This is a genomic window from Pedobacter sp. AK013 (assembly GCF_014205835.1).
GTDB lineage: Bacteria > Bacteroidota > Bacteroidia > Sphingobacteriales > Sphingobacteriaceae > Pedobacter.
In genome coordinates, this window is record NZ_JACHCQ010000007.1 from 151,568 (window position 1) to 174,119 (window position 22,552).

Consider the following 22,552-nt stretch of genomic DNA (forward strand, 5'->3'; position numbering starts at 1 on the left):
TCTTCACATTTATTTTTTTTCTGTCTTTCTAGCTAAAAAAAGGCTTTATCTATAGTTTCGCCATTCATTGATGCTACCCGGACAAAATTCTCTATAACGCTCTTTTTTTCCACTATTAGCAATTAGTAAAATAATTTTCTGGAACGGATGATCCATAAATTATTTTAACAATGTGGCAAATTTAGCAGGCCTGATGACAACCCTATGGCAGTGCAGATTTTATATTTATAAAATTAGCCAGGCATATAATCGTTATCGCATTACTGAGATTATATTTGCATAGCGGCACATATCACGGCGTGTGCCCAATACCTACTGCCTAACTGGCCGTTCGGAACTTTATTCAATATGACAGAAAAGCTGGTATCAAACAGCGAAGCGCGTAAAATACTACGTTACAATGAAACAGTAAGACCTAAATTCAAGCAACTAATTTGTGCTGCGCTCCTAAATGATGGTGCAGGCGGGAATTAAATCCTTTTAATAATTTGATTTAAATATAAGCAATCGTTATAATCACAATCCAGATCAAGCTAAACACACCTCCGAAATAAAACATTGGCATGTTTTGTTTCAGATTTTTCTTAATCAAGGCAGTATAAACGATCCAGCCAAAAAACGCAATAAAATATAATGGAACAGCGAGTAATAACATGAGAATAAAATTGGTAATCAAATATAGCCATTTAATTAATTGAAGCCATAAATCGATAAATAAACGATCTATAGAGAAAACATAAGGCCAAAGTTCCAGCCTAACCAACCTTGTGCACCGTTTTTAAAGCTATGCTGCCAAGCAGGCGCTAATTCCTTTTTATAACTTTCACCAAGAACAACCGCTCTCCTTACATAATACGAGTAAGCAGGTCCGGCAAAAAAAGCAAAGCGGGATAAAGCATTAACCTGTAAGTAGGTCTGTATCCTGTACAGTGTGTTTGCTTCTTCAATGTGACCAAGATATATCGATTGGATCGTGCCTTCGGTTGCGATGGAGAAGCGTTTGTTTAATATAAAATCATGACCAAGGCCTAATCCAAAAGTAAATACCCTGGCAGTATCTGAAAAATTTTTACCCGCAATTAATAAGGTATATAATTTCGCATTCCCGGTTTTAAAAGCGACGTTGGTATTGATTACCTCGTTGCTATATGCCATTATTTTACGGTAGCCGTTATTCGATAAATTGATTAAACCGATACTGATGCCGGATGATGAATCGGCCAGGTTGACCACGCCAAGCTGAAAACCTTCCATATTTTGGGCATGGTTAACTAATCCGCTAAGCTGCATCCCTTTTAAACGGCCAGATGTTTTATTCAATACACCTGCCAGCTGGATCCCTGTTGTATTTTTGCTCACATTAATCAGCCCGGCTACCTGCACTCCTTTAATATCTTTTCCCGCGAGGTTACCTACCCCGGCCAGTTGCAATCCTCTTACCTTACTTTTTACCCTGTTTAACAAACCTGCTACCTGCAAACCATCTACATTCATATTTACATCGTTGTAAGCACCCGAAAACTGAGTACCCATTACCGATCCGCCTACTACATTAAACAAACCCGCCAGCTGAATCTTTTTAATATCACCCTTGGTTAAATTAAACGCACCAGCGATTTCAAAACCATTTGTTCCGGCGGTATAACCACCTAATATATTTAACGATACTTTGTTTACGACACTAGAACTCATGCTGCCATGCGAACTTAACCCGGGGGTAAACGATGCCTGAAAAGGTGTTTGTGCTAAAAAACTGGGAATATTAAGGTTTTGGATGCGCTGTTTTGACGAGAGCAAAAAACGCCATATTCCCCTCCCTCCAAAAGTGTTGGAGAAAAATGCCCCCTTCTCTTTATCCGGATCTTCATATTTCTCAGGTTTTATATTGATATCAGCCAAAAAAACGAGGGCTGTATCGCGATAAGTTTCTTTACTTGCTGTTAAAATTACACCACTGTGCTCGCCCCTAAAACGCAACGTAAAATAACCATTGTTATCGGTAAGCGCAGCCTGAAGCAGTTTTTTTTCGTAAACACTGGCCTGTTTAACTTTATTCCCCGTTCTGGTATCAACCACATAACCACTTATTGCGTACTCATTGTCGCCATTGGCAATATGCTCTGCTTCTATTGTTAAATGATTTACAGCATAGCGCAGAATAATGTATTCGGCATTCTCTTTATAATCTACCTTACCATTAAACAGCTGATCTAAAACCTCGCGCACCGGAACATTTTTCACATTCAGGTTAACCAGACTATCCTGACTAAACAGCACACCATTATAAGAAAAATAGAATCCACCGGCTTTGCTTAACATCTGCAAAACGTGGCCAACCCTTTCTTGCTTAACATTTAGGCTTACCCTTTTTGACAAATTCCTCCTATAATCTACCGTGTTAACCTGTGCAGTGCAATAGCCCGAAATAAAGAGCAATAAAATAATCAGTTTTGTCTTCATTATTTCTTATCAGACAACAAAACGGTGTTGCCGTTACGGGATAACTGTAAATTTAAGGTTTGGCAGATAATTTCAAGATTCTGGTTTATCGATCCCATTTTTAAAGTGGTATTGATGGTTAAGCCTTTAATATTTTCCTCCACCGTGATGTTGCTTCCATAAGCCTCATTCAAGGCAATCACCAGTTTAGATAAAGGAATGTTATTCGCCTGAAACATGTTGCTACGATAATAGTTGTAAAGCTGATCGGTGCTTTGTTCTTTTATCAGTTTAAGGGTATTGTTATTAATGATAATTTTTTCGCCCTTATAAAGCTTAATTTCATCGTTGGCCAGGCGAACTTTCACAATTCCGGTTTCTACGTTAATTTCGGTAACCTTCTTTATATGCTTAATGTTGAATGAGGTACCTACCACTTCTACACTGATTTTTTCAATGTCGATGACAAAAGGATGGATTTTATCTTTAGCTACATCAAAGAATACATCACCTTGTTCCAATTTCAGTTTTCTGTTGTTTTTAAAGTGAGCAGCGTAACTTATTTTTGAATTCTTGTTTAAGGTAAGGGCCGATCCATCGGGCAAAGTTTCGGTACGTACCTGGTTGGTGGCCACGAGTTCGGTATATTTTACGGGGCCGTATAAACTGTATCCGATCCATCCGCCCACAGCAATAAACAATACCGCAGCTATCCTTAGCCAAATTTTACCAACATTTAATGGCTTAATATTGTTGCCCTGTAATTTTAAATCAGCTCTTCTCGCCTTAAAATTTGTCCATGCCTGCTCTTCATCTCTTTTGTTTTCATTTTTTAGGCTATTGCTTACCTGCCAGATGGTTTCTAGCTGCGAGAAATGTTTTTTATTGGCTTCGGCAGTGTTTAGCCACTTTTCTACCTTGTTGTTTTCTTCTTCAGTACTTTCTTTTAGAAGAACCTTTATCAATAATTCATCAGTCATACGCTTTCTTCTAATTAAAAAAATCATTATAATACCATAGCCCAAGTAAAATAAACACCAAGAAATCAGCCAGTTTTAGTCTTAAAATCTTTAAAGCCTTACCCATTTGATTTTCTACTGTTTTAATAGATAAACCTAAATGATCGGCAATTTCGCGATATTTCAATTCTTCGAACCTACTCATTTGAAAAATGGTGCGGCATTGCTCGGGTAAATGATTCAGGGCCTCTCTTAAATGCTGCTGAAGCTCTGTAAATTCGACTTTTGCAGCGGCAGGTTCATGTTCTGTATTCATGGTGTGTACCGTAAATTCCTGGTATTTGCTCTTGGTTTTTTCTTGTTTAATATAATTTAAACTATCGTTGTAAACACATTTGTAGAGATATGCTTTTATAGATTGTATTTTAAGGCTTCCCCTTTTTTCCCAAAACTTTAAGAACATTCCCTGTACAATTTCTTCAGCAATATCTTCATCTTTTAAAATCACCTGAGCATAAGCATGCAGCGCATTATAATGCGTTTTGAACAAATGTTCAAATGCGGTATCATCATCGTATTGATGGCTAGTTTCGGAAGCTACTGCTGTTAATTCCACTGGTTTAATTGTAATCAAATATATATATTTAATAATTTAATGAGCGCAGGACAAATTGATTGAATGACGGAAAGACTGAATGAGGGAATGTTAAGGATACTAATTCAATCATTCAAAACTCAATAATTCAGTCATTCAATAATTCAATTTCTAAAAACTAATGGCCAAACCACCTGTATAACCTAAAAATAGGGCATGTAAGGTATTATCTTTTCTGTCCCAGCTTTTTACGTAGTGTTTTTGCAGGGTTTTTCCTTCCTCGGTATTGGTGGATACAAAATTGAATGATGGGCCTGCAAAAATTTCTAAATTTTGGCCTATCCTCAATGAAGGCAGTAACTGAAAGGTAGATTTAAAATAATTGCCTCTTTTAAAATTTTGCAATGAACCTGCGGTAAGTTCTGCATTTAACCTAAAGTGTTCCGATTGAAAAAAGTGCGCACCTAAACCGGCTTCGAAAGCATAAACCTCATCTTTATTTTTAAAGTTATAACCAGCACCTATAATCCCATATAATACTTTTCCGCCCGATCTGAATGTAGCCATGGTAGTTAAATTCTGGTTGGTAGTTAAAGCAATACTTTTCTCGCCATTTTTAACAATATTGATAATCCCGATCGGATAATCGCTGCTATCGGCCACGTTAATAAAACCGGCAAGCTGAACGCCTTTTACTTTCTTTGCCACATTGATAAAACCGGCAATTTGTGATCCTTTTACATCGTCCGCCTTATTCATAAAACCCCCAATCTGAGCTACTGAAACATTTTTAGAAGTCCAGTTCATAAAACCAGCCACCTGCGCACCACTGTTTTCTTTTGAGATATTGGCGAAACCTGCAATTGCAGCTCCATTTCCACCGCCATAAGTATTGATAAAACCTGAAAACAATGCTCCATTTGCTTTACCTCCAATGTGGTTAGAAAAACCTGCGAACTGTACCCCACTTGTATTTTTACGCACAATATTGGAAAGGCCAGCAAATGAGGCACCTTTTTCTGCTGCCGAAACACCAACCAAAGCATTAAATGAAAATACGTTTGTATCTAGTGCAGCATGGGTTCCGTTCGTACTTACCGGATATACGAAACCAATATTTACTTTCCCTTTTTTGCCTTCTTGTGCAAAACCATTTAAACCTGTACTTAAGAGTATAGCTAAACCCAATGTTTTAACACCGGATGCTTTTTTGAAGTTGATGCTTGCTGCAAAACTGTTTCTAATTTTTGTTGAAGTTGTGATCATTTCTGTCTAATTTTAAAATGAGACAACAAACACAGCACTTACCCCTACGTGCAGCAAAAAAATATTTCTTTGTACGCCGTTATTATAAAAGCTTTTTTTAGCCTCTGAAAATGATAAATTAAAAGCTCGCCAGCATGTTTATAAACGCAAAGATCATCTACAATATTGATCTCACTAAGCCTCCTTCTACCCTAATGGCAGCTCCATTGGTTCCGGAGGCTAATGGACTTACATAAAAAGTAACTGCATTTGCAATTTCACTAACATCAAGAAAGCGCTGCAATAATGAAGTAGGCCTCATGTTCTTAAAGAAATCAGCTTCTACTTCGGCAATGGTGAGATTTCCCGTTTTAGCCAAATCTTCAATAAAACCGCCAACCCCTTTTGATTTTGTAGGGCCAGGCAAAATTGAATTGACGGTTACCTCTGTACCTTGGGTTAATTCTGCCAAGCCACGGCTAACCGCCAACTGTGCAGTTTTAGTCATACCATAGTGGATCATTTCATCCGGGATAAATACTGCCGATTCACTGGAGATAAAGATAATCCTGCCCCAGTTTTTCTTTAACATTTTAGGGAATAGCTGCCGAGACAACCTAATTCCGCTCATGACATTGACTTCGAAAAATCTGAACCAATCTTCGTCACTGATATCTTCAAAAGCTTTAGGTTCAAAAATGCCTGCATTATTAATCAATATATCTATATCCGGTAGTTGATCTATCAAATTACCTACCTCATCGGCTTTCGAAAAATCGGCGGCAATGCCTGAAATAAATTCGTTCCCTGCTATACCTTGCAAAGATTTTATGGCATCATCTACACTACTTTGCGATCGGCCATTGATGATTACTTTTACACCTTCTTTTAATAAACTTTCGGCAATTGCGAATCCGATACCTGCGGTAGAACCGCTTATAAAAGCTGTTTTATTTTTTAACTGTAAATCCATTCTTTGATTTTTAAGTAATGTTTACGATAAAATTAATCAAACATTTAGTATCTTTTTAAATATCACTTTATTAGTGCTAATATTTCAAGCTAATATAAAGAGATATGGTTTTGATTATTTGAGAATGATGTGACCAGCCATTGTTATTTAAGATAGGATAACCAAATCGATATCCTTCATGGCCAGATTCTTCAGTAAACCATTAAAAACCGCCGTATGTAGAATGATCTAAAAAATATTAAGATGGGGTTTTCTAATGCAGACGGTAGTAATTGTCTTAGCGAGACGCTAAGACTAAGAGAGAGATATAATTTTAGAAAAATCAAATGTTTTAACATCCTACAAGTGTAAATAACTCTAATTTGAAGTAAACTATAAGCTGTTTATCCACGTATATGCTCATACTAAAACCTAAAAAGATGTTCATTATCAGCGGAAAAACAGAAGCAAGAATTGTGGCCTGGAAGGCACGGAATGGCATCAATATTTTGCGTATCTGCCTCGGTATAATATTCATTTGGTTTGGCTTACTCAAATTTTTTCCCGGTGTGAGCGCTGCAGAAGAAATTGCAGGTCGTACCATTCTTAAACTTACATTTGGCTTGGTAAAGCCATCAACATCCATGCCCATACTTGCCATTTGGGAGTGTATTATCGGTTTGGGTTTAGTTACCAAAGCATGGCTCAGACTTACCCTGGTCTTATTGTATATGCAGATGGCCGGAACATTTCTTCCGCTGATCTTTTTCCCGCACGAAACCTTTCATCATTCTGTGTTAGTGCCTACACTGCTAGGTCAATATATCATCAAAAACTTTGTATTAATTTCTGGTGGAATCTTAATAGGCGCAACGCTTAAAGGCGGAAAGCTAATAAACAAGCTAGTGTTGGAAGAAAAGGCTGTAAAACTTGAAAAACGCTTCGGCAGGATCAGGCGCATCATCAGATTGAAAACAGCTTAAAACCACAAACATTTATTTCACATTTTTAAAACAATGTAGAAGGAAGCTTGTTATTAATTTACACCTACCGAAAAACAATTTATAAAACAGACTTTGCACAAATAAGGTCTGTTTTGTTTTTTAATAGCAGTTTATTTATTGCTTAGGCTTTCAGATCCATGCAATGACGTTTTTCTCCTTTAAGAAAGAATCACCAAATCAATGTCCTTCATCGCCAGATTCTTCAGTAAACCATTAAAAATTGCAGTACGCATAATAACCTGAAAAATATTAAGATGGGGTTTACCAATACAAATGGTCGTGATTTCTTTTTCGTTTGCAATATCAATGATGGTTTTGGTAATCGCATTACTTTTCACTTTGATTACTTCGCCCCCAAGCTCGGTAGCCAGTTTAAAATGGTTAATCAGGTGGCGTTGTTTATCTAGTTTAATGCGTTCCATGCTTTCGCTATCGCTCTGCACGTATAACACGATCCAAGGTGATCGGTAATACGAAGCCAGTCTTGCTGTTTTCCGTATGACCACCCCTGCAGTTTCGGCGTTAGAAGAAATACAGGCCAAAAAGCGTTCAGGTCTCATTTTAATAGATTTCGGAATTTCGGTCTGGATTTTCCGTTCTACCTGGTGCACCACCTCTTTTAAGGCCAGCTCGCGCAGCTGAAGAATTTTATCAGATTGAAAAAAATTGCCCAATGCCCTTTCGATTTTAGATTGATCGTAAATTTTACCCTCTTTAAGGCGGGTAACCAATTCGTCGGCCGTAAGGTCGATGTTTACGATTTCGTCGGCGATTTCCAGTATCTTATCTGGAATGCGTTCGGTAACGGCTATGCCTGTAATCTGCTCAATTTCTTCATTAATGCTTTCCAGGTGCTGGATATTAACTGCAGATACTACGCTGATCCCTGCCTCAAGCAGATCGAAAACATCCTGCCAGCGTTTAGTGTTTTTGCTGCCTTCGGCATTGGTATGGGCAAGTTCATCTACAATAACAATCTCCGGATGGCGGTTTATGATCCCCTTGAGGTCCATCTCCTCTATTTCTTTACCACGATAAAAGATTTTCCGTCGCGGGATAACAGGAAGGCCGGCAACAAGAGCCTCTGTTTCTGCCCTTTTGTGGGTTTCGACATAACCGATGCAAATATCTACGCCATTTCGCAACAGTGCATGCGATTCCTGAAGCATACGATAAGTTTTTCCTACACCAGCACTCATGCCAATATAGATTTTGAGCTTTCCACGCCTGGATTTTTTAACCAGATCTAAAAAGTGCCTAACCGATTCTTCCTTTTGTTCTTCTTCCATAATCTTTACCAGGTAACAGTCATTATTCCTTTTTCTATTAATATGGTGATGACAACAATCATAACAAGGGCGAATAAAACCATTGTAAATTTAAGTGAAATCTTTTTGGAAATCAGTTTGATCTGTTTTTCCATTACGTAACCACTCTTTATGTTGTATGTTCTTCTCCTTTTTAATGAACTGAGTTTTCTGATCATCAGCATTCCAGAGATCGCTAAAAACAGGCTGAACAGAATTTCTATGTAAGGATGCATTGTTTTAATATTAAAATTATACTAATCTGCCACGTTGAGCAATGTCATTAAGTTAAGGGATAAATTGCAAAAAGAGTTACCCTGAGCGTAGTCGAAGGGCATTTATTTGCAATTCATCAAGCTCAAGAGGTCTTCGACTAGGCTCAGACTGATGACCACGGTGCTTAACTTAAGACATTGCACGTTGAGCTTAGCCTGTGCTGAGCTTGACGAAGTATCGAAACGCTTTATCATGCATTTTAGTTGGTCCTTCGACAAGCTATCATTGACAGATTTCTTAAGAAGGTCGTCATTGCGAGGCACGAAGCAATCTTAATGCGCACGCTAGTAGCGATCGTTGTAAGATTGCTTCGTCGGCCGAAAAAGCCTTCTCGCAATTGTAAAGGTTTAGTAATTCTGTTACCGAATTACTAAACCTTTACAGCAATGACGATTCCTCGCGGCTTACAATACGATAAAAACCCTTATGTCACTTATATTGATTTTTATACAATAAATTAACCCTCAGGATGACAAATTTTAAAGAGGAATCCTCATCCCCGTGCAAACGAACCGCATTAAAACGATACAGCTATACTTGCTGTTAGGCTTGCATTGGCATTAACCGCTGCCCCCTCTCTTGCAAAAATTTTGTCTTTACTATCATAGGCTTTTCCTTCTAACCGCACAACGGCATTAGCTATTGGCGAATAATCAAGATTTAAGGAATAACCTTTGGTTTTAAAACCTTGTGGCGTGCCTGTCGCAATAAAAATTCCGTTTTTATCTTCATAATATTCAAATCTTCCGGCAACAGCCCATTTTGGCGCAAATTTGTATTGTGCAATGGCCACTGGAGAAATGACTTCGCTTTTATCACTACTCCCTTTTTGTTTCTGTTGGGTTCCATAATCAAATCCAAGGGTTACACCAAATTTATCAGTTAGCTGAAAGATACCGTAAACGTTGTGGTAAAACCGATTAACCCTAACCGAATCGGCACCTTCTGCTCCAAGATAATTGCTGTAGTTTACCGTAATTTTATCTGTGGGTTTCCAGGTAAGCTGAAGTCCACCGGCAGGTTTATTATTTCCATTCTGGCGGGTAATGCGCTGCCATCCGTTTAAGTACAATGCGGTAGCCGTAAACTTACCATCTTTGGTACCATAAGTAATTTTGGCACCCGATTCGTAGTAAGGTGTATTTTCTGAAGAAATATTTCTGGTTAGTACCCAGCAATCTTTCGAAACCGCACTTTCAAAACCGATGTGCGAAGAAAAGATTCCGGCATCAATCCAAAGATTTTCTGTTTTGGATAATTTCACACCTGCATTGGCTTCAAAGATATTTTTCAAAACTCCTGGCTCGGCAGCAAGATTGGCATTGGCATAAGTTCCGGCCATTACTGCTAAGTTGGCGCGGATATTTCCAGTATCGTAAGCTGCCTTGATAAAACCAAGGTTCAGGTTTACTTCGTTGGCGCGGTTATGCGAATAAATAAAACCAGGGCGGTTATGGTCAGCAGGTTTGTTAAAATCGTATCCATAATAGGCTTCTAGGTAGCCCGTTACTTTAATTTTAGGTTCTTCCTGTGCTTTCGCAAAAAATCCTGTAGTGAGTGTAGCGGCAAGTAATAGTATTTTTTTCATTTTATTTGATTGCTTTGTATTGGGCAAAGCCTAAGGCCCAGGCTAGTTGACACCAGACCTTAATGCATTACCATTGTTATTGTTTTGGGAAATTGATTATTAATAAAGTGGTCGTCATCTCGACTGGAACGAAGTGGAACGGAGAGATCTTTAACAAATAGTAAAGCTCTGTCCACTACGGTCGAAATGATGGAATTGTTAATTAAAGCTCATCAAGGGCAAGATTTAACTTTAACACGTTTACCGATGAAGGACCAAAAACACCCATAAATGGTTTCAGGGTATTCATAGCTACAAGTTCTTTCACTTTTTTAACATCGATTTTACGGGCTGCAGCAACCCTCTGGATCTGAATGGCGGCACCTTGTTCCGAAATATTTGGATCAAGTCCGCTTCCTGATGCGGTAACCATATCTGCTGGGATATCAGATTTTTTGATGCCCGGATTATATTTCAATAAAGTATCGATACGCGACTGCACTTCTTTTAAATAATCAGGATTAGATGGTCCCTTGTTAGAACCTGCAGAACCTGCTGCATTGTAAGCAACTGCTGATGGTCTTCCCCAGAAATATTGTGGTTTGGTAAACGACTGACCCAATAATGCATAACCTACTGTTTTACCATTTTTGGTGATTTTTTCTCCTCCACCGTGCCCTTTAGACATTTTACCGATAAGGGCTACACTAATAGGATATACTACGCATAACAGTACCAATAGGACTAGGGTTAAGCGGATAGATTGAATGATGTACTTTTTCATTTTTGTATTTTTTAAATTTCCTTGGTGTCATGCTGAGGTACGAAGCATCTTTAGCTATTACAATTCTGTTTAGCAACTACTTCATCACTAAAGATTCTTCGCTGTGCTCAGAATGACAATTTGTTTTACACAAATAATCCGACCAATAAATCGATTATTTTAATACCTATAAACGGGGCTACTACACCACCAATACCGTATATAAATAGGTTTCTGCGTAATAAAGCAGTTGCACCGATAGGTTTATAGGCAACCCCTTTTAATGCTAACGGAATCAGGATTGGAATAATAATGGCATTAAAAATAACAGCCGACATAATAGCTGATTCTGGCGAATGCAAGCCCATAATGTTCAGGCTTTGCAAAGCTGGTATAGATGCAATAAACAAAGCCGGAACAATAGCAAAATACTTGGCCACATCATTTGCGATAGAAAAAGTGGTCAATGTACCACGGGTAATCAACAACTGTTTACCAATTTCCACGATCTCGATCAATTTGGTTGGGTCGTTATCCAAATCGACCATATTACCAGCCTCTTTTGCAGCCTGTGTTCCACTGTTCATGGCTACCCCAACATCTGCCTGTGCTAAAGCTGGGGCATCATTGGTACCGTCGCCCATCATCGCCACCAGTTTACCCATTGTTTGCTCATCTTTGATGTAATTCATTTTATCTTCGGGCTTAGCCTCTGCAATAAAATCATCAACACCAGCTTTATCTGCTATATATTTAGCAGTCAATGGATTATCACCTGTAACCATTACTGTTTTCACACCCATTTTCCTCAGGCGTTCGAAACGTTCGCTGATTCCAGGTTTAATAATATCCTGTAACTCGATTACACCAAGGGCTTTTTCATTTTCAGAAACCACAAGTGGCGTTCCTCCATTGGTAGCTATAGTTTTCACATGATTTTCAATGTCGGAAGGGAAAATATTTCCAGCTTTTTCAACTATATTCCTGATCGAATCGAAAGCACCTTTTCTAATCCTTCTCCCTTCGGCTGTATCTAAGCCACTTGAGCGGGTTTCGGCGGTAAATTTGATGAATGTAGATCCTTCTGGTGTTCCAGTAGATTTGATACCCTGCTCAGCAGCCAGTTCGATAATCGATTTTCCTTCTGGAGTTTCATCTGCCAAAGAGCTTAGCACACAGGCATCGGTAAAAGCTTTAATGTTTACACCCGCAGTTGGATAAAAATTGGTGGCTTTACGGTTACCAATGGTAATGGTTCCGGTCTTGTCTAACAGCAATACATCAATATCGCCTGCAGTTTCTACCGCTTTACCCGATTTGGTAATTACGTTTGCTCTTAATGCCCTGTCCATTCCGGCAATACCAATGGCAGATAAAAGTCCGCCGATGGTTGTTGGGATCAGACAAACAAAAAGGGAAATTAATGCCGCAATGGTGATCGGAGTATTGGCATAATCGGCAAAAGGTTTTAACGTTACGCATACAATAATGAATACCAAAGTAAAGCTGGCCAGTAGAATGGTTAAAGCAATTTCGTTTGGTGTTTTCTGACGTGATGCACCTTCAACCAAAGCAATCATTTTATCTAAAAAACTTTCTCCGGGAGCAGTACTCACCTGAACTTTAATCTCATCTGATAAAACTTTTGTACCTCCGGTTACCGAAGATTTATCGCCTCCTGATTCGCGAATTACTGGAGCAGACTCACCTGTAATGGCCGATTCGTCGATCGTAGCAATACCTTCAATAATCTCTCCATCAGTTGGAATCGTATCGCCGGTTTCACAAATAAACACATCTCCTTTTTTTAACTGGTTTGATGAACGGATCTCGATGGTTCCATTTGCTAAAAGCACTTTAGCAGGTGTTTCTTCTCTTGTTTTACGCAGGCTATCGGCTTGTGCTTTACCCCTTGCTTCGGCAATGGCTTCGGCGAAGTTTGCAAACAGCACGGTAAGCAATAAAACTAAAAAGATAAAGAAATTATATAAAGGTGATCCTTGTCCGTTATGGCTGAAAGAGTATATGGTAACATAAGCCATTACCAGCGTTCCGATTTCTACGGTAAACATCACCGGGTTACGTACCATTACCCTTGGATCGAGTTTGATGAAAGATTGTTTTAGTGCGGTCTGCACCAAGGCAGGTTCGAACAATTTATTATTGGGTTTCATTTTTTTATTTGTTATGTGATTTCTCAGATTTAATCGATTTCACAGATTATCGTGTGACTTGTCATCCTGAGCTTGTGAAAGGACCTTTGATAAATCATTTCGACTACTTGTCCCGAAAATTCGGGAGGCTCAATGTGACAAATTCATTTTATTTAAGCATGGTAAAATATTCTGCCAACGGGCCTAAAGCCAAGGCAGGGAAATAAGAAAGTGCATTTAACACGATGATCACTGCAAAAGTCATCAGTGCAAAGGTTTTGGTATCTGTTTTAAGCGTACCGGCCGATTCTGGTATAAATTTCTTAGCACCTAATAATCCAGCGATGGCAACCGGGCCAATAATCGGCAAGAAACGGCCTAAGAAAATCACAATCCCTGTAGATAGATTCCAAAAGATATTGTTATCACCTAGTCCCTCAAACCCTGAGCCGTTGTTGGCATTTGATGAAGTCATTTCGTACAGCATTTCTGAAAATCCATGGAAACCAGGGTTATTGAGCCAGCTTTTAGGCTGAACAGCCCATGCCGCATTGCCATGGTTGGTGAAGATGTAACTTGCAATCGCAGTTCCTGCCAGTATCAAAAATGGGCTCAATAAAGTGATAATGGCCGCAATTTTAATCTCTCTGGCTTCTACTTTATGTCCGAGGAATTCAGGTGTTCTGCCAACCATCAATCCTGAAATAAATACGGCAACGATCAGGTAAATAAAATAGTTCAATAAACCAACGCCACATCCTCCATAGAATGAATTGATCATCATGCCCAGTAATTGCCATGTGCCTGACATCGGCATCGTACTATCGTGCATACTGTTCACTGAACCGGTAGAAATAATTGTAGTTACAGTAGCCCAGTAAGCAGAGGCAGCCGGGCCGAAGCGAACTTCTTTTCCTTCCATGGCACCAGTAGACTGAGAAATTCCCATTTTAGCTAATGCCGGATTACCGCCCAACTCTGAGCTAAGCATAGGTAAAAGCAACATAAACAGACCAATAGTCATAACCCCAAAAATGGTCCAGGCCAGTTTCTTCCTGCGGATGAAATAACCAAACGCAATTACCATTGCAACAGGGATAATTACCTGTGCAATTAACTCAACCATATTGGTAAAGTAGCTTGGATTTTCAAAAGGGTGTGCAGAATTGGCACCAAAATAACCTCCGCCATTGGTACCCAAATGTTTAATAGCAATCATCTGAGCAGCTGGCCCCCTCGAAACATTAACCGTGTCTCCTTGTAGGGAGATAAATTTATCTTTCCCCTCATAACTTGCAGGCGTACCGTTAAAAGTTAAGATTAAGGCCATCACAAAAGATAATGGCAATAATAAACGGGTAATAGATTTTACAAAAAATTCCCAGAAATTACCAAGCTCAGTTGTTGTTTTATCTCTGAAAGCTTTAAAAAGGACTACCGCAGCCGCAATACCTGTAGCTGCACTCACGAACTGAAGAAACATGAGCACATATTGCTGGGTAAGGTAGCTTACGCCACTTTCTCCAGAATAATGTTGCAAATTACAGTTGGCAACAAAGCTGATAATGGTGTTAAAAGCAAGATCTGGTGTCATCCCAGGGTTTCCATCCGGATTGAATGGAAGCTTATCCTGAAAAATAAGCACAAAAAAACCATAAAACAACCATAGTATATTAATGGTAAGCAGTGCTTTTAACTGCTGTTTCCAGTTCATTTGCTCTTTAATATTGATTCCGGAAAGCTTGTAAATACCAGTTTCCAATGGTTTTAAAAAATCTGTCCAGACTTTTTCTCCTGCAAAAACCTTGGCCAGGTATTTACCCAATGGTATGGCAATAACCAGAGTGAGCAGGAAGGTGGCGATAATGCCTGTTAATTCAGTATTCATTTCTTAATTTGTTAAATGCTCCATAAAAGGAGAAAAGATTAAAATTTTTCGGGTTTGATCAGCACGTAGATCATATAGATAAATACGGCGATGGCGATAATAAATAATGCGATCATAGTGTTTAGATTTTTTCGAACCAGTCAATTGATTTGTAAGTAGCCCAGCAGAGCAGAACTAGGATTAAAAAAAGTAATATTGTCATGATTGTAATGATTTTATAGGCCAATAGCCAACTCTCATACCATAAAAGACACCACCCCAACAAACACCTGACAAACAACAAGTTAAACAAATTACTTTACATAAATAAAAATGAGGTAAAAAAAAACCCTTCCATTTTGGAAAGGTTTTTTTCATTTGGGAAAAATTAATCTCTTCGTTGCCCCTACTAAACTCTGGTCTTAGCGTATCGCTTAGCCTCATCATGTAATTCCGTGTCCGGATTCTCTGCAGCAAAAAATAAAGTCTTAGCGAGGCGCTAAGACTAGAAGTGCACCGTTGGGTCATTGGCCTGTGTTTTTATCATGGTTTACGATAAATAGCTTCTCGCCAAGTTATTTCTGAATAAGTAATTCAATAATAATCGTTATAATGACGATTATTATTTAAATTAGAAAAAAATTCTAACCAAAATCATCACTTCTTATAAACTAGAATAGTTTTGCTGCTGATGCTTTAATTGAATTTAACAATTAAATTTTAACAGGAAATGGAAAGAAAATTTTGGCTTCTTGCAGTGCTAATCTTATTGGCAGCCAATGTATTGGCCATAAATAAAAAAATAGAGAACGAGCCCGATTCGGCCTATTTATTTGCCTACAATGCAAACGGACTTCGATTTGCCTGGAGTTTAGATAAACAGAACTGGACTCCTCTGGGAAACGATTATACCTATCTGAAAAGTGATTATGGCCGATGGGGAAGCGAAAAAAAAATGATAACGCCTTTTCTTATTCAGGGTAAAAATGGACTTTGGGTATGCATTTGGAGCCTGAACGACCGTACGTTGCAGTTTGCCACCTCAAGTTCGACAGATCTAATAAACTGGAGTCCGCAAAACTATCCTTATGTAAATCAGGGTAAAAATGTTTTACGCCCAATTATTACATATAACAGTAATCTTGATGAATATACTGTAACCTATGCAGATGCATATGGAAAATATTTCCAGACCAAAACCAATGATTTAAGCCATTACAGCCCTGTAAAAGAAGTGCCTGCTTCAGCTTATCTTAATGGGAGTACATCGGTTAATCTATTCAATAAAGTTACTGGGCAAGTACACCGTTTACCATGGAAAGTTATTTTGGGCTTAAAAAAAGCATATGAACTAAAAGATTATAAAAGGAAACAGGATAGTGAAACCACTAAAGATGATGCACAGCGTTTTGCGGGTCTTAAAAATGTGGAGGCAAAAATAACTTTCCAACCCGATAAAGCAAAAGCGATCAGTAATATGCTAACAGGTGTATTTTTCGAAGATTTAAATTATGCAGCTGATGGCGGTTTATATGCCGAACTCATTCAGAACCGGGATTTTGAATATCACCCGCGAGATAAAGAGTACAACGACCAAAATTGGAACAGCAGTTATGCCTGGATATTGAAAGGTGATCGCGCGACCATGAAAATAGATTCGATTTCGCCTATCCATCCCAATAATCCGCACTATGCAGTTTTGGATATCCCTCTTGCAGGAGCATCCATCCTGAATAGCGGTTTTGATGGAATAACCTTAAAAAAAGGAGAAGCCTATGATTTTTCGTTATCGGCTAAACAATTGGATATAAAAAAGATGAATCTCGAAATAAGGCTGGTAAGTGATAAACAGGGAATTTTGGCTAAATCAAACTTAAACATCACTTCGAGCAACTGGAAAACAACAGCCTTAACTTTGATACCTTCTGCAGATGCTACCGATGCAAAACTCGAAATCGTAATGAGTAACCCAGGCCGTATTGCAATAGATATGGTTTCATTATTTCCAAAGAACAGCTTTAAAGGCCGAACAAACGGGTTAAGGGCAGATCTGGCTCAAACTATTGCAGATATACACCCCCGTTTTGTACGTTTTCCAGGAGGCTGTCTTGCTCATGGTGATGGTATAGCCAATATCTACAAATGGAAAAACTCAATCGGTCCCTTAGCTGCACGCAAACCAGACCGAAACCTTTGGGGCTATCATCAAACCATGGGGCTCGGTTATTACGAGTACTTCCAATTCTGTGAAGATATTGGTGCTGTACCTGTTCCGGTAGTAGCCGCTGGTGTACCCTGCCAAAATTCGGGCACAGGTGGTGGTGGCCAACAGGGCGGCATACCAATGAGTGAAATGGGGCAATATATACAGGATATAGTAGACTTGATCGAATATGCCAATGGCGATGTAAAAACCGAATGGGGAAGGAAACGTGCTGAAGCAGGCCACCCAAAACCATTTAACCTGAAGTATATAGGCATTGGCAACGAAGACCAGATTACCGAAGTATTTGCCGAACGGTTTACCATGATCTATAAAGCCCTAAAAAAATCGCACCCTGAAATTACGATTATTGGTACCGCAGGTCCATTTTTCGAAGGAACTGATTATGAAGCTGGCTGGCAAATTGCATCAAACCTTAACGTGCCCATTATTGACGAACATTATTACCAATCGCCGGGCTGGTTTATCAATAATCAGAATTTTTACGACAGTTACGATCGGTCTAAATCGAAAGTTTATCTGGGCGAATACGCCGCAAGTTTACCGGGCGGTAATAGAACCAACCTAGAAACCTCGCTTGCCGAGGCATTGTACCTCCTTTCACTTGAGCGTAATGGTGATGTGGTAAGCATGGCATCTTATGCTCCGCTAATCGCTAAAGAAGGGCATACGCAATGGAATCCTGATCTGATCTATTTCAATAATACAGAAGTAAAACCTACAATAGGCTATTTTGTACAGCAATTATATGGACAGAATGCCGGAGATGAGTATATTCCATCAACGGTGTTGCTTTCTTCGAACCGAGAAAACGTGAAGAAACGGATGGCTTGTTCTATGGTTAAGGATGCTAAAACAGGAGATTTAATAGTTAAACTGGTTAACCTACTTCCCGTAACTGTAAACACCTCGTTTGATTTCAATCAGCAACAGCTTGGAAAAAATGCTATTAAAACCATACTCTCTGGCAACCCCGATGATAAAAAAGCTATTCCTGTGATTACAAAAATCAGTACTGAGGCAACCAAACAACTCGAGTTACCGGCTTACTCTTTTACCGTTTTAAGATTTAAAGCAAAATAGTTTTAAGTAATAAAACATAAAAAACCCTGTACAAAGAACTTTGTACAGGGTTTTCCCTAAAAAGAGGTATGTATCTTATCCTTTCTTTACCATATCAATCATCATCGAAATTTCATCTACAGCGGCTTCATTACTACCATCAAAGCCCATCAGGTTAAACCGGATGTTTCCTGCAGGATCGATCACAAACTTAGATGGAATGCCCGATACTTTGTAATCGGTAACCACCTTATTAATTTTCGTATCAGGATCTTTAGTATCCATCAGTACCTCGAAATTATATTTTTGCGATTTGATATAATCGCTGGCATCTTGTAATGGTGTGGCTGTTTTCTCCCAGGTGTGAATAAATAGAAACTTTACATTAGGATCTTCTTTATATTTATTAACGGCCATTTGCATGGCTGGGAAAGAGGCTTTGCATGGCCCACACCAGGTAGCCCAAAAATCAAGAATAACCACTTTACCTTTTAAGCTGCTGAGTGTAACTTTTTTACCCTCAATATCGGTTAATGTAAAATCTACAGCAGGTTTACTGATGATTTCTTTGTTAAGTTTTTGCTGTAGATTGGCCAGAATCCCTTTTCTTATTTCGGCGGCATAAGCATCAAAACCAGCATCACTTCCTTTCACTTTAACATAAAGCGTTTTAAAGGTCGAACTCATTTCATCATTGGCTTTGCCAGATTTTACGGCTTCTTCTAATTTGGTATAAGCTTCTTGATTTCTGTTTAATGCCATTAATATTTTGGCATATTGAAAATTTGATCTTGGCGAAGCCGTTTTTGGATTTTTAGCTGCTAAATCGGCATATATCAATGCCTCGTTATATTTTTTCTGTTCGAAAAGAATAGCGGCATACGTCATGGTTAAACCTGGGTAACCCGATGCGGCAAATTTAGACGAGTTTTCGTTAGGCAATTTACCATCGTAATAGGCTTTAGCTACTTCCATGGCTTTTTTATAATATACTGCAGCGTTTTTCAAATCACCCGTTTTATAAAAGTTTTCAGCCACCCCTGCATATCCATTTCCTTTCCAGAAATCTACCTGCAGCTTATTGATATACTCAATGGCTTTAGCTGTATTTTTCTCTTTGGCATATTCGCAAGCGATAGCTGATACCACATAATCGTACACAATCAATTCTTCTCCAGAACCCGAAACCGGAAATTTCTTCATCCAGATTTTATAGGCGTTTTCTTTCTCCAGTGCCGTCTTCGCATCATAAATTTTGCTGGCCTCCTGTGCCCTCGCTCTCGAACCTCTAGGGAACTTTTGTAATTCTACCTGAACAAGTGAATCGGAAGCTTTTGCATTCTTTAACTTATAATAGTAATTAATGGCCAGGTCTACATCTTTTTCCTGATTGGCAGCGGCCAACTGTTGTAATTTAGCTGCCAGTAGAGCTTTGTCTGCAGGCTCTTTCGATGCTACCAATTTGTCAAGATAAATCCTGGTTGTATCTATAGGTTTGATTTGTGCTTTTAAACTACTTATACTTCCTAAAATGAGGATAGAAAGCAATCCTAACATTTTGCTACTGATATTTAATGTGTTCATGTAATTAATCTTTAAATAGGTTAGACAAGGTATTGTTCAATTCTTCTCCGCGTAAATCCTTTGCTACAACTTTACCAGCTTTATCCAATAAAAAACTAGCTGGAACAGATTTTATACCATATAACGCAGCCGCAGTATTCGCCCAACCTTTCAGGTCAGAAACATGCTTCCAGGTTAAATCGTCATCATTAATGGCTTTTAACCAGGCTTCTTTTTTACTATCTAACGATACGCCTAAAATCTCGAAACCTTTATCATGGTATTTTTTATAGGCTGCCGCCACATTCGGGTTTTCTTTACGGCACGGACCGCACCAGCTTGCCCAAAAATCTACCAAAACATATTTTCCACGGAGTGCAGAAAGTTTAACTGGCTTCCCATCTATATCATTCATTACAAAGTCTGGAGCCAATTTTCCGGGCGCAGTTTTATTGGTTAATGCTAAACTTTCTTTAATGGCCCTACCGTAAAACGAGGCTTTAACTGCAGGGCTAAATAACGCATACATAATTGCTGCTTGCTCAGGATTAGGATAATTAATAAAGCGATCTTCTACTATTGCTGCAACCGCTACTGAAGAAGCATGTGCTGCTACATAAGCTTTTATGGCATTTTGATTAAGCACATCAAGCGCTTTAAATTCATCATCGAAAGGTTTGCGCTGTGCAGGGCTTAAGGTTACTTTACCTTTTTGGTTTGTACTATCCAATCGGCGATAAATCTGACCCGCTTTTGCTGTTATGGCTTTCCACGGGCCGTTATAAAAACCAAAATAAGTATCGGTTTCTGGCGATCCGATTACCTTGGCATTAAATAGAGAGTCCTTGTGGCCCGTTATAGAGATATCTTTATTTTCTAAAAAGAAGTTCTTCTGCTGTTTATCCCCTTTAATTTTTAAGGTATACATTTTAACTTCAGGCACTGTCCCGCTAAAATTGAAGCTACCATTTGTAATTACAGCAGAATCTTTTATTTCTTTATTGCCAATATTGTGCGAAAGATAAATTAATCCCTTATCTACCCCTCTTATCTTGCCCGTTAATTTATATCCTTTTTGTAGGCTAAAAGCAGTCGCTACCGAAAGAACCAATGTTGCAGATGTTATTAATTTTATTGTTTTTCTCATGATTGATGTTGTTATGGGAGCCAATTAAGGCTCCCAATAATTAATTTTGGTAGCCTGGGTTTTGTGTTAAAGAAGGATTAACAAGAATCTGTGCCTGCGGAATCGGGAATAAAACCGAGGTCGATTTCCAGGTTGGTTTTAAAGCGCTAAGTACGGCATTAGCCCTGTTGGTTCTTTTTAAATCCAACCAGCGGTGGCCCCACTCGCCAAAAAACTCCACTTTTCGTTCCTGCTCAATAGCAGCTAACATTTGGCCTTGATCTAAAGTAGCACTAACGCCACCTAAACCAGCCCTGGTTCTTACCATATCGATATCTGTTTTTGCTCCAGAAAGGTTGTTTTGTTGCGCACGGGCCTCAGCACGGATCAGGTATTGTTCTGCAAACCTCAGTGCAACGTTATACTCATTTCCGTTGCCAGTTCCTACTTTATACTTAGTAATCCCATAATAGTTTTTACCCCCAATGGCTTTGGTAACGGTCCAATTGCTACGGCGCAAATCAGTTGTGCTTTCAAAGCTTTGATATGTCACATCAGCTAGGGTATAAGTTGGAATTACATTGACCAATGTTACATAAGCTGCACCTGGTACCGAAACTCCCGAAATATTACCAATCTGCCAGATAATTTCATTACTGGTATTAACAAAAGCAGCCTCTGGTGCTGGCAGCGTATAAACTGCCGAACCTATAACCTGTGTAGCCTGTGCTTCTGCATTGGCATAGTCTTTTTGGTAAAGGTAAACACGTGCTAAAAGTGCTGTTGCTGCATATTTGTTTACCCTACCTCTAAATGTGCCCACATAAGCCGTAGGCAATAAGCTTTGTGCATCTGTTAAATCTTTTACAATCTGGGCATACACATTAGCTGTTGACGTACGGGGCAAAACTGTATTTTCAAAAGCGGAGTAATCATCTTTTAATGGTAATGGTACATCTCCATAAAGATTTACGAGATGAAAGTAAGCGAAAGCCCGCATAAATTTAGCCTCACCCAAAAGCTGGTTCTTTACAGAAGGTGTTAAGCTGGTGGAAGCACTAAGACCACTAATGGCATTATTGGCATTTTTTACCAATTGATAAGTTATTCCCCATATGTTATTTGCGGTGCCATTAGTATTGGTTATGGCATTATTTGCAAATTCCTGTGTCAATACATTACTAGCATTGTATTGCAGCTCATCGCTGGAAACTCCAGAATAAAAAGTAAGGTTTGTAATTAAACCATTTGTAGCCGCAGAGGAAAATGAATAAAGCCCCATTACCACGCTTTGCGCAGCAGCATCTGTTTTAAAAGAATCTTCGAACAAAACCTGAGTTGGCGGCGCGCCAAGTTCTACAAATTTTTTGCAGGAAGAAACAGTGAAGACTGTTGCAAGAATCAATGTTTTATAAAAGAAATTTTTATATGTTTTTTTCATGATTTTATC

At 38.9% G+C, this 22,552-nt stretch carries 17 protein-coding genes; 2 read left to right on the plus strand and 15 right to left on the minus strand.

Annotated features, from left to right (window positions below; all coding sequences use genetic code 11):
- Window positions 1–723: 723 nt before the first annotated feature.
- From HDC90_RS07190 to HDC90_RS07210, 5 genes are all read right to left on the minus strand, one after another.
- Entirely contained in the window at window positions 724–2,460 is a 1,737-nt protein-coding gene (locus HDC90_RS07190) for an STN and carboxypeptidase regulatory-like domain-containing protein (protein WP_184465288.1), read from the minus strand.
- Entirely contained in the window at window positions 2,460–3,446 is a 987-nt protein-coding gene (locus HDC90_RS07195) for a FecR family protein (protein WP_184465289.1), read from the minus strand. Before HDC90_RS07195 ends, HDC90_RS07190 begins: the two co-directional genes overlap by 1 nt.
- The gene (locus HDC90_RS07200) at window positions 3,430–4,032 is read right to left on the minus strand and encodes an RNA polymerase sigma-70 factor (RefSeq protein WP_221451810.1); all 603 of its coding nucleotides are present in this window, start codon (window positions 4,030–4,032) and stop codon (window positions 3,430–3,432) included. Before HDC90_RS07200 ends, HDC90_RS07195 begins: the two co-directional genes overlap by 17 nt.
- Before the next feature lie 132 nt (window positions 4,033–4,164).
- Entirely contained in the window at window positions 4,165–5,259 is a 1,095-nt protein-coding gene (locus tag HDC90_RS07205; protein WP_184465290.1) for a hypothetical protein, read from the minus strand.
- Between the two features lie 157 nt (window positions 5,260–5,416).
- Window positions 5,417–6,211, minus strand: a complete 795-nt coding sequence (locus HDC90_RS07210) for an SDR family NAD(P)-dependent oxidoreductase (RefSeq protein WP_184465291.1) — start codon at window positions 6,209–6,211, stop codon at window positions 5,417–5,419.
- 395 nt (window positions 6,212–6,606) lie between these two features.
- Between HDC90_RS07210 and HDC90_RS07215 the strand changes: the two genes are divergently transcribed.
- Entirely contained in the window at window positions 6,607–7,173 is a 567-nt protein-coding gene (locus HDC90_RS07215) for a DoxX family membrane protein (protein WP_221451811.1), read from the plus strand.
- Window positions 7,174–7,352: 179 nt separating this feature from the next.
- Here HDC90_RS07215 and HDC90_RS07220 read toward each other — a convergent pair whose 3' ends face one another.
- The 7 genes from HDC90_RS07220 to HDC90_RS07250 form a co-directional block, all read right to left on the minus strand.
- Entirely contained in the window at window positions 7,353–8,483 is a 1,131-nt protein-coding gene (locus HDC90_RS07220) for a sensor protein KdpD (RefSeq protein ID WP_184465292.1), read from the minus strand.
- Between the two features lie 5 nt (window positions 8,484–8,488).
- Window positions 8,489–8,737 carry a hypothetical protein gene (locus tag HDC90_RS07225; RefSeq protein ID WP_184465293.1) on the minus strand — a complete coding sequence of 83 codons (249 nt, stop codon included), beginning with the start codon at window positions 8,735–8,737 and terminating at the stop codon, window positions 8,489–8,491.
- A gap of 557 nt (window positions 8,738–9,294) precedes the next feature.
- Window positions 9,295–10,365, minus strand: coding sequence for a porin (locus tag HDC90_RS07230; protein WP_184465294.1), 1,071 nt, complete (start codon window positions 10,363–10,365; stop codon window positions 9,295–9,297).
- Between the two features lie 202 nt (window positions 10,366–10,567).
- A complete protein-coding gene (locus HDC90_RS07235; protein ID WP_184465295.1) occupies window positions 10,568–11,128 on the minus strand; it encodes a K(+)-transporting ATPase subunit C in 561 nt (186 codons plus the stop codon).
- Window positions 11,129–11,253: 125 nt separating this feature from the next.
- A complete protein-coding gene (kdpB, locus tag HDC90_RS07240) occupies window positions 11,254–13,281 on the minus strand; it encodes a potassium-transporting ATPase subunit KdpB (RefSeq protein ID WP_184465296.1) in 2,028 nt (675 codons plus the stop codon).
- A 148-nt stretch (window positions 13,282–13,429) separates the two neighbouring features.
- Window positions 13,430–15,148 (minus strand): potassium-transporting ATPase subunit KdpA, encoded by a 1,719-nt coding sequence (kdpA, locus tag HDC90_RS07245; RefSeq protein WP_184465297.1) that lies wholly within the window; start codon window positions 15,146–15,148, stop codon window positions 13,430–13,432.
- A 38-nt stretch (window positions 15,149–15,186) separates the two neighbouring features.
- The gene (locus HDC90_RS07250) at window positions 15,187–15,264 is read right to left on the minus strand and encodes a potassium-transporting ATPase subunit F (protein ID WP_082035969.1); all 78 of its coding nucleotides are present in this window, start codon (window positions 15,262–15,264) and stop codon (window positions 15,187–15,189) included.
- 593 nt (window positions 15,265–15,857) lie between these two features.
- Here HDC90_RS07250 and HDC90_RS07255 point away from each other — a divergent pair.
- Entirely contained in the window at window positions 15,858–18,434 is a 2,577-nt protein-coding gene (locus tag HDC90_RS07255) for an alpha-L-arabinofuranosidase C-terminal domain-containing protein (protein ID WP_184465298.1), read from the plus strand.
- Between the two features lie 75 nt (window positions 18,435–18,509).
- Here the strand turns inward: HDC90_RS07255 and HDC90_RS07260 are convergent, their stop codons facing one another.
- The 3 genes from HDC90_RS07260 to HDC90_RS07270 are packed head-to-tail and all read right to left on the minus strand — an operon-like array spanning window position 18,510 to window position 22,543.
- On the minus strand, window positions 18,510–19,997 hold the full coding sequence (locus tag HDC90_RS07260; RefSeq protein WP_184465299.1) for a redoxin domain-containing protein: 1,488 nt from the start codon (window positions 19,995–19,997) through the stop codon (window positions 18,510–18,512).
- A 4-nt stretch (window positions 19,998–20,001) separates the two neighbouring features.
- Window positions 20,002–21,123 (minus strand): TlpA disulfide reductase family protein, encoded by a 1,122-nt coding sequence (locus HDC90_RS07265; RefSeq protein WP_184465300.1) that lies wholly within the window; start codon window positions 21,121–21,123, stop codon window positions 20,002–20,004.
- Window positions 21,124–21,163: 40 nt separating this feature from the next.
- Window positions 21,164–22,543: a RagB/SusD family nutrient uptake outer membrane protein gene (locus HDC90_RS07270; protein ID WP_184465301.1), complete on the minus strand. Its 1,380-nt coding sequence runs from the start codon at window positions 22,541–22,543 to the stop codon at window positions 21,164–21,166.
- Window positions 22,544–22,552: the final 9 nt, after the last annotated feature.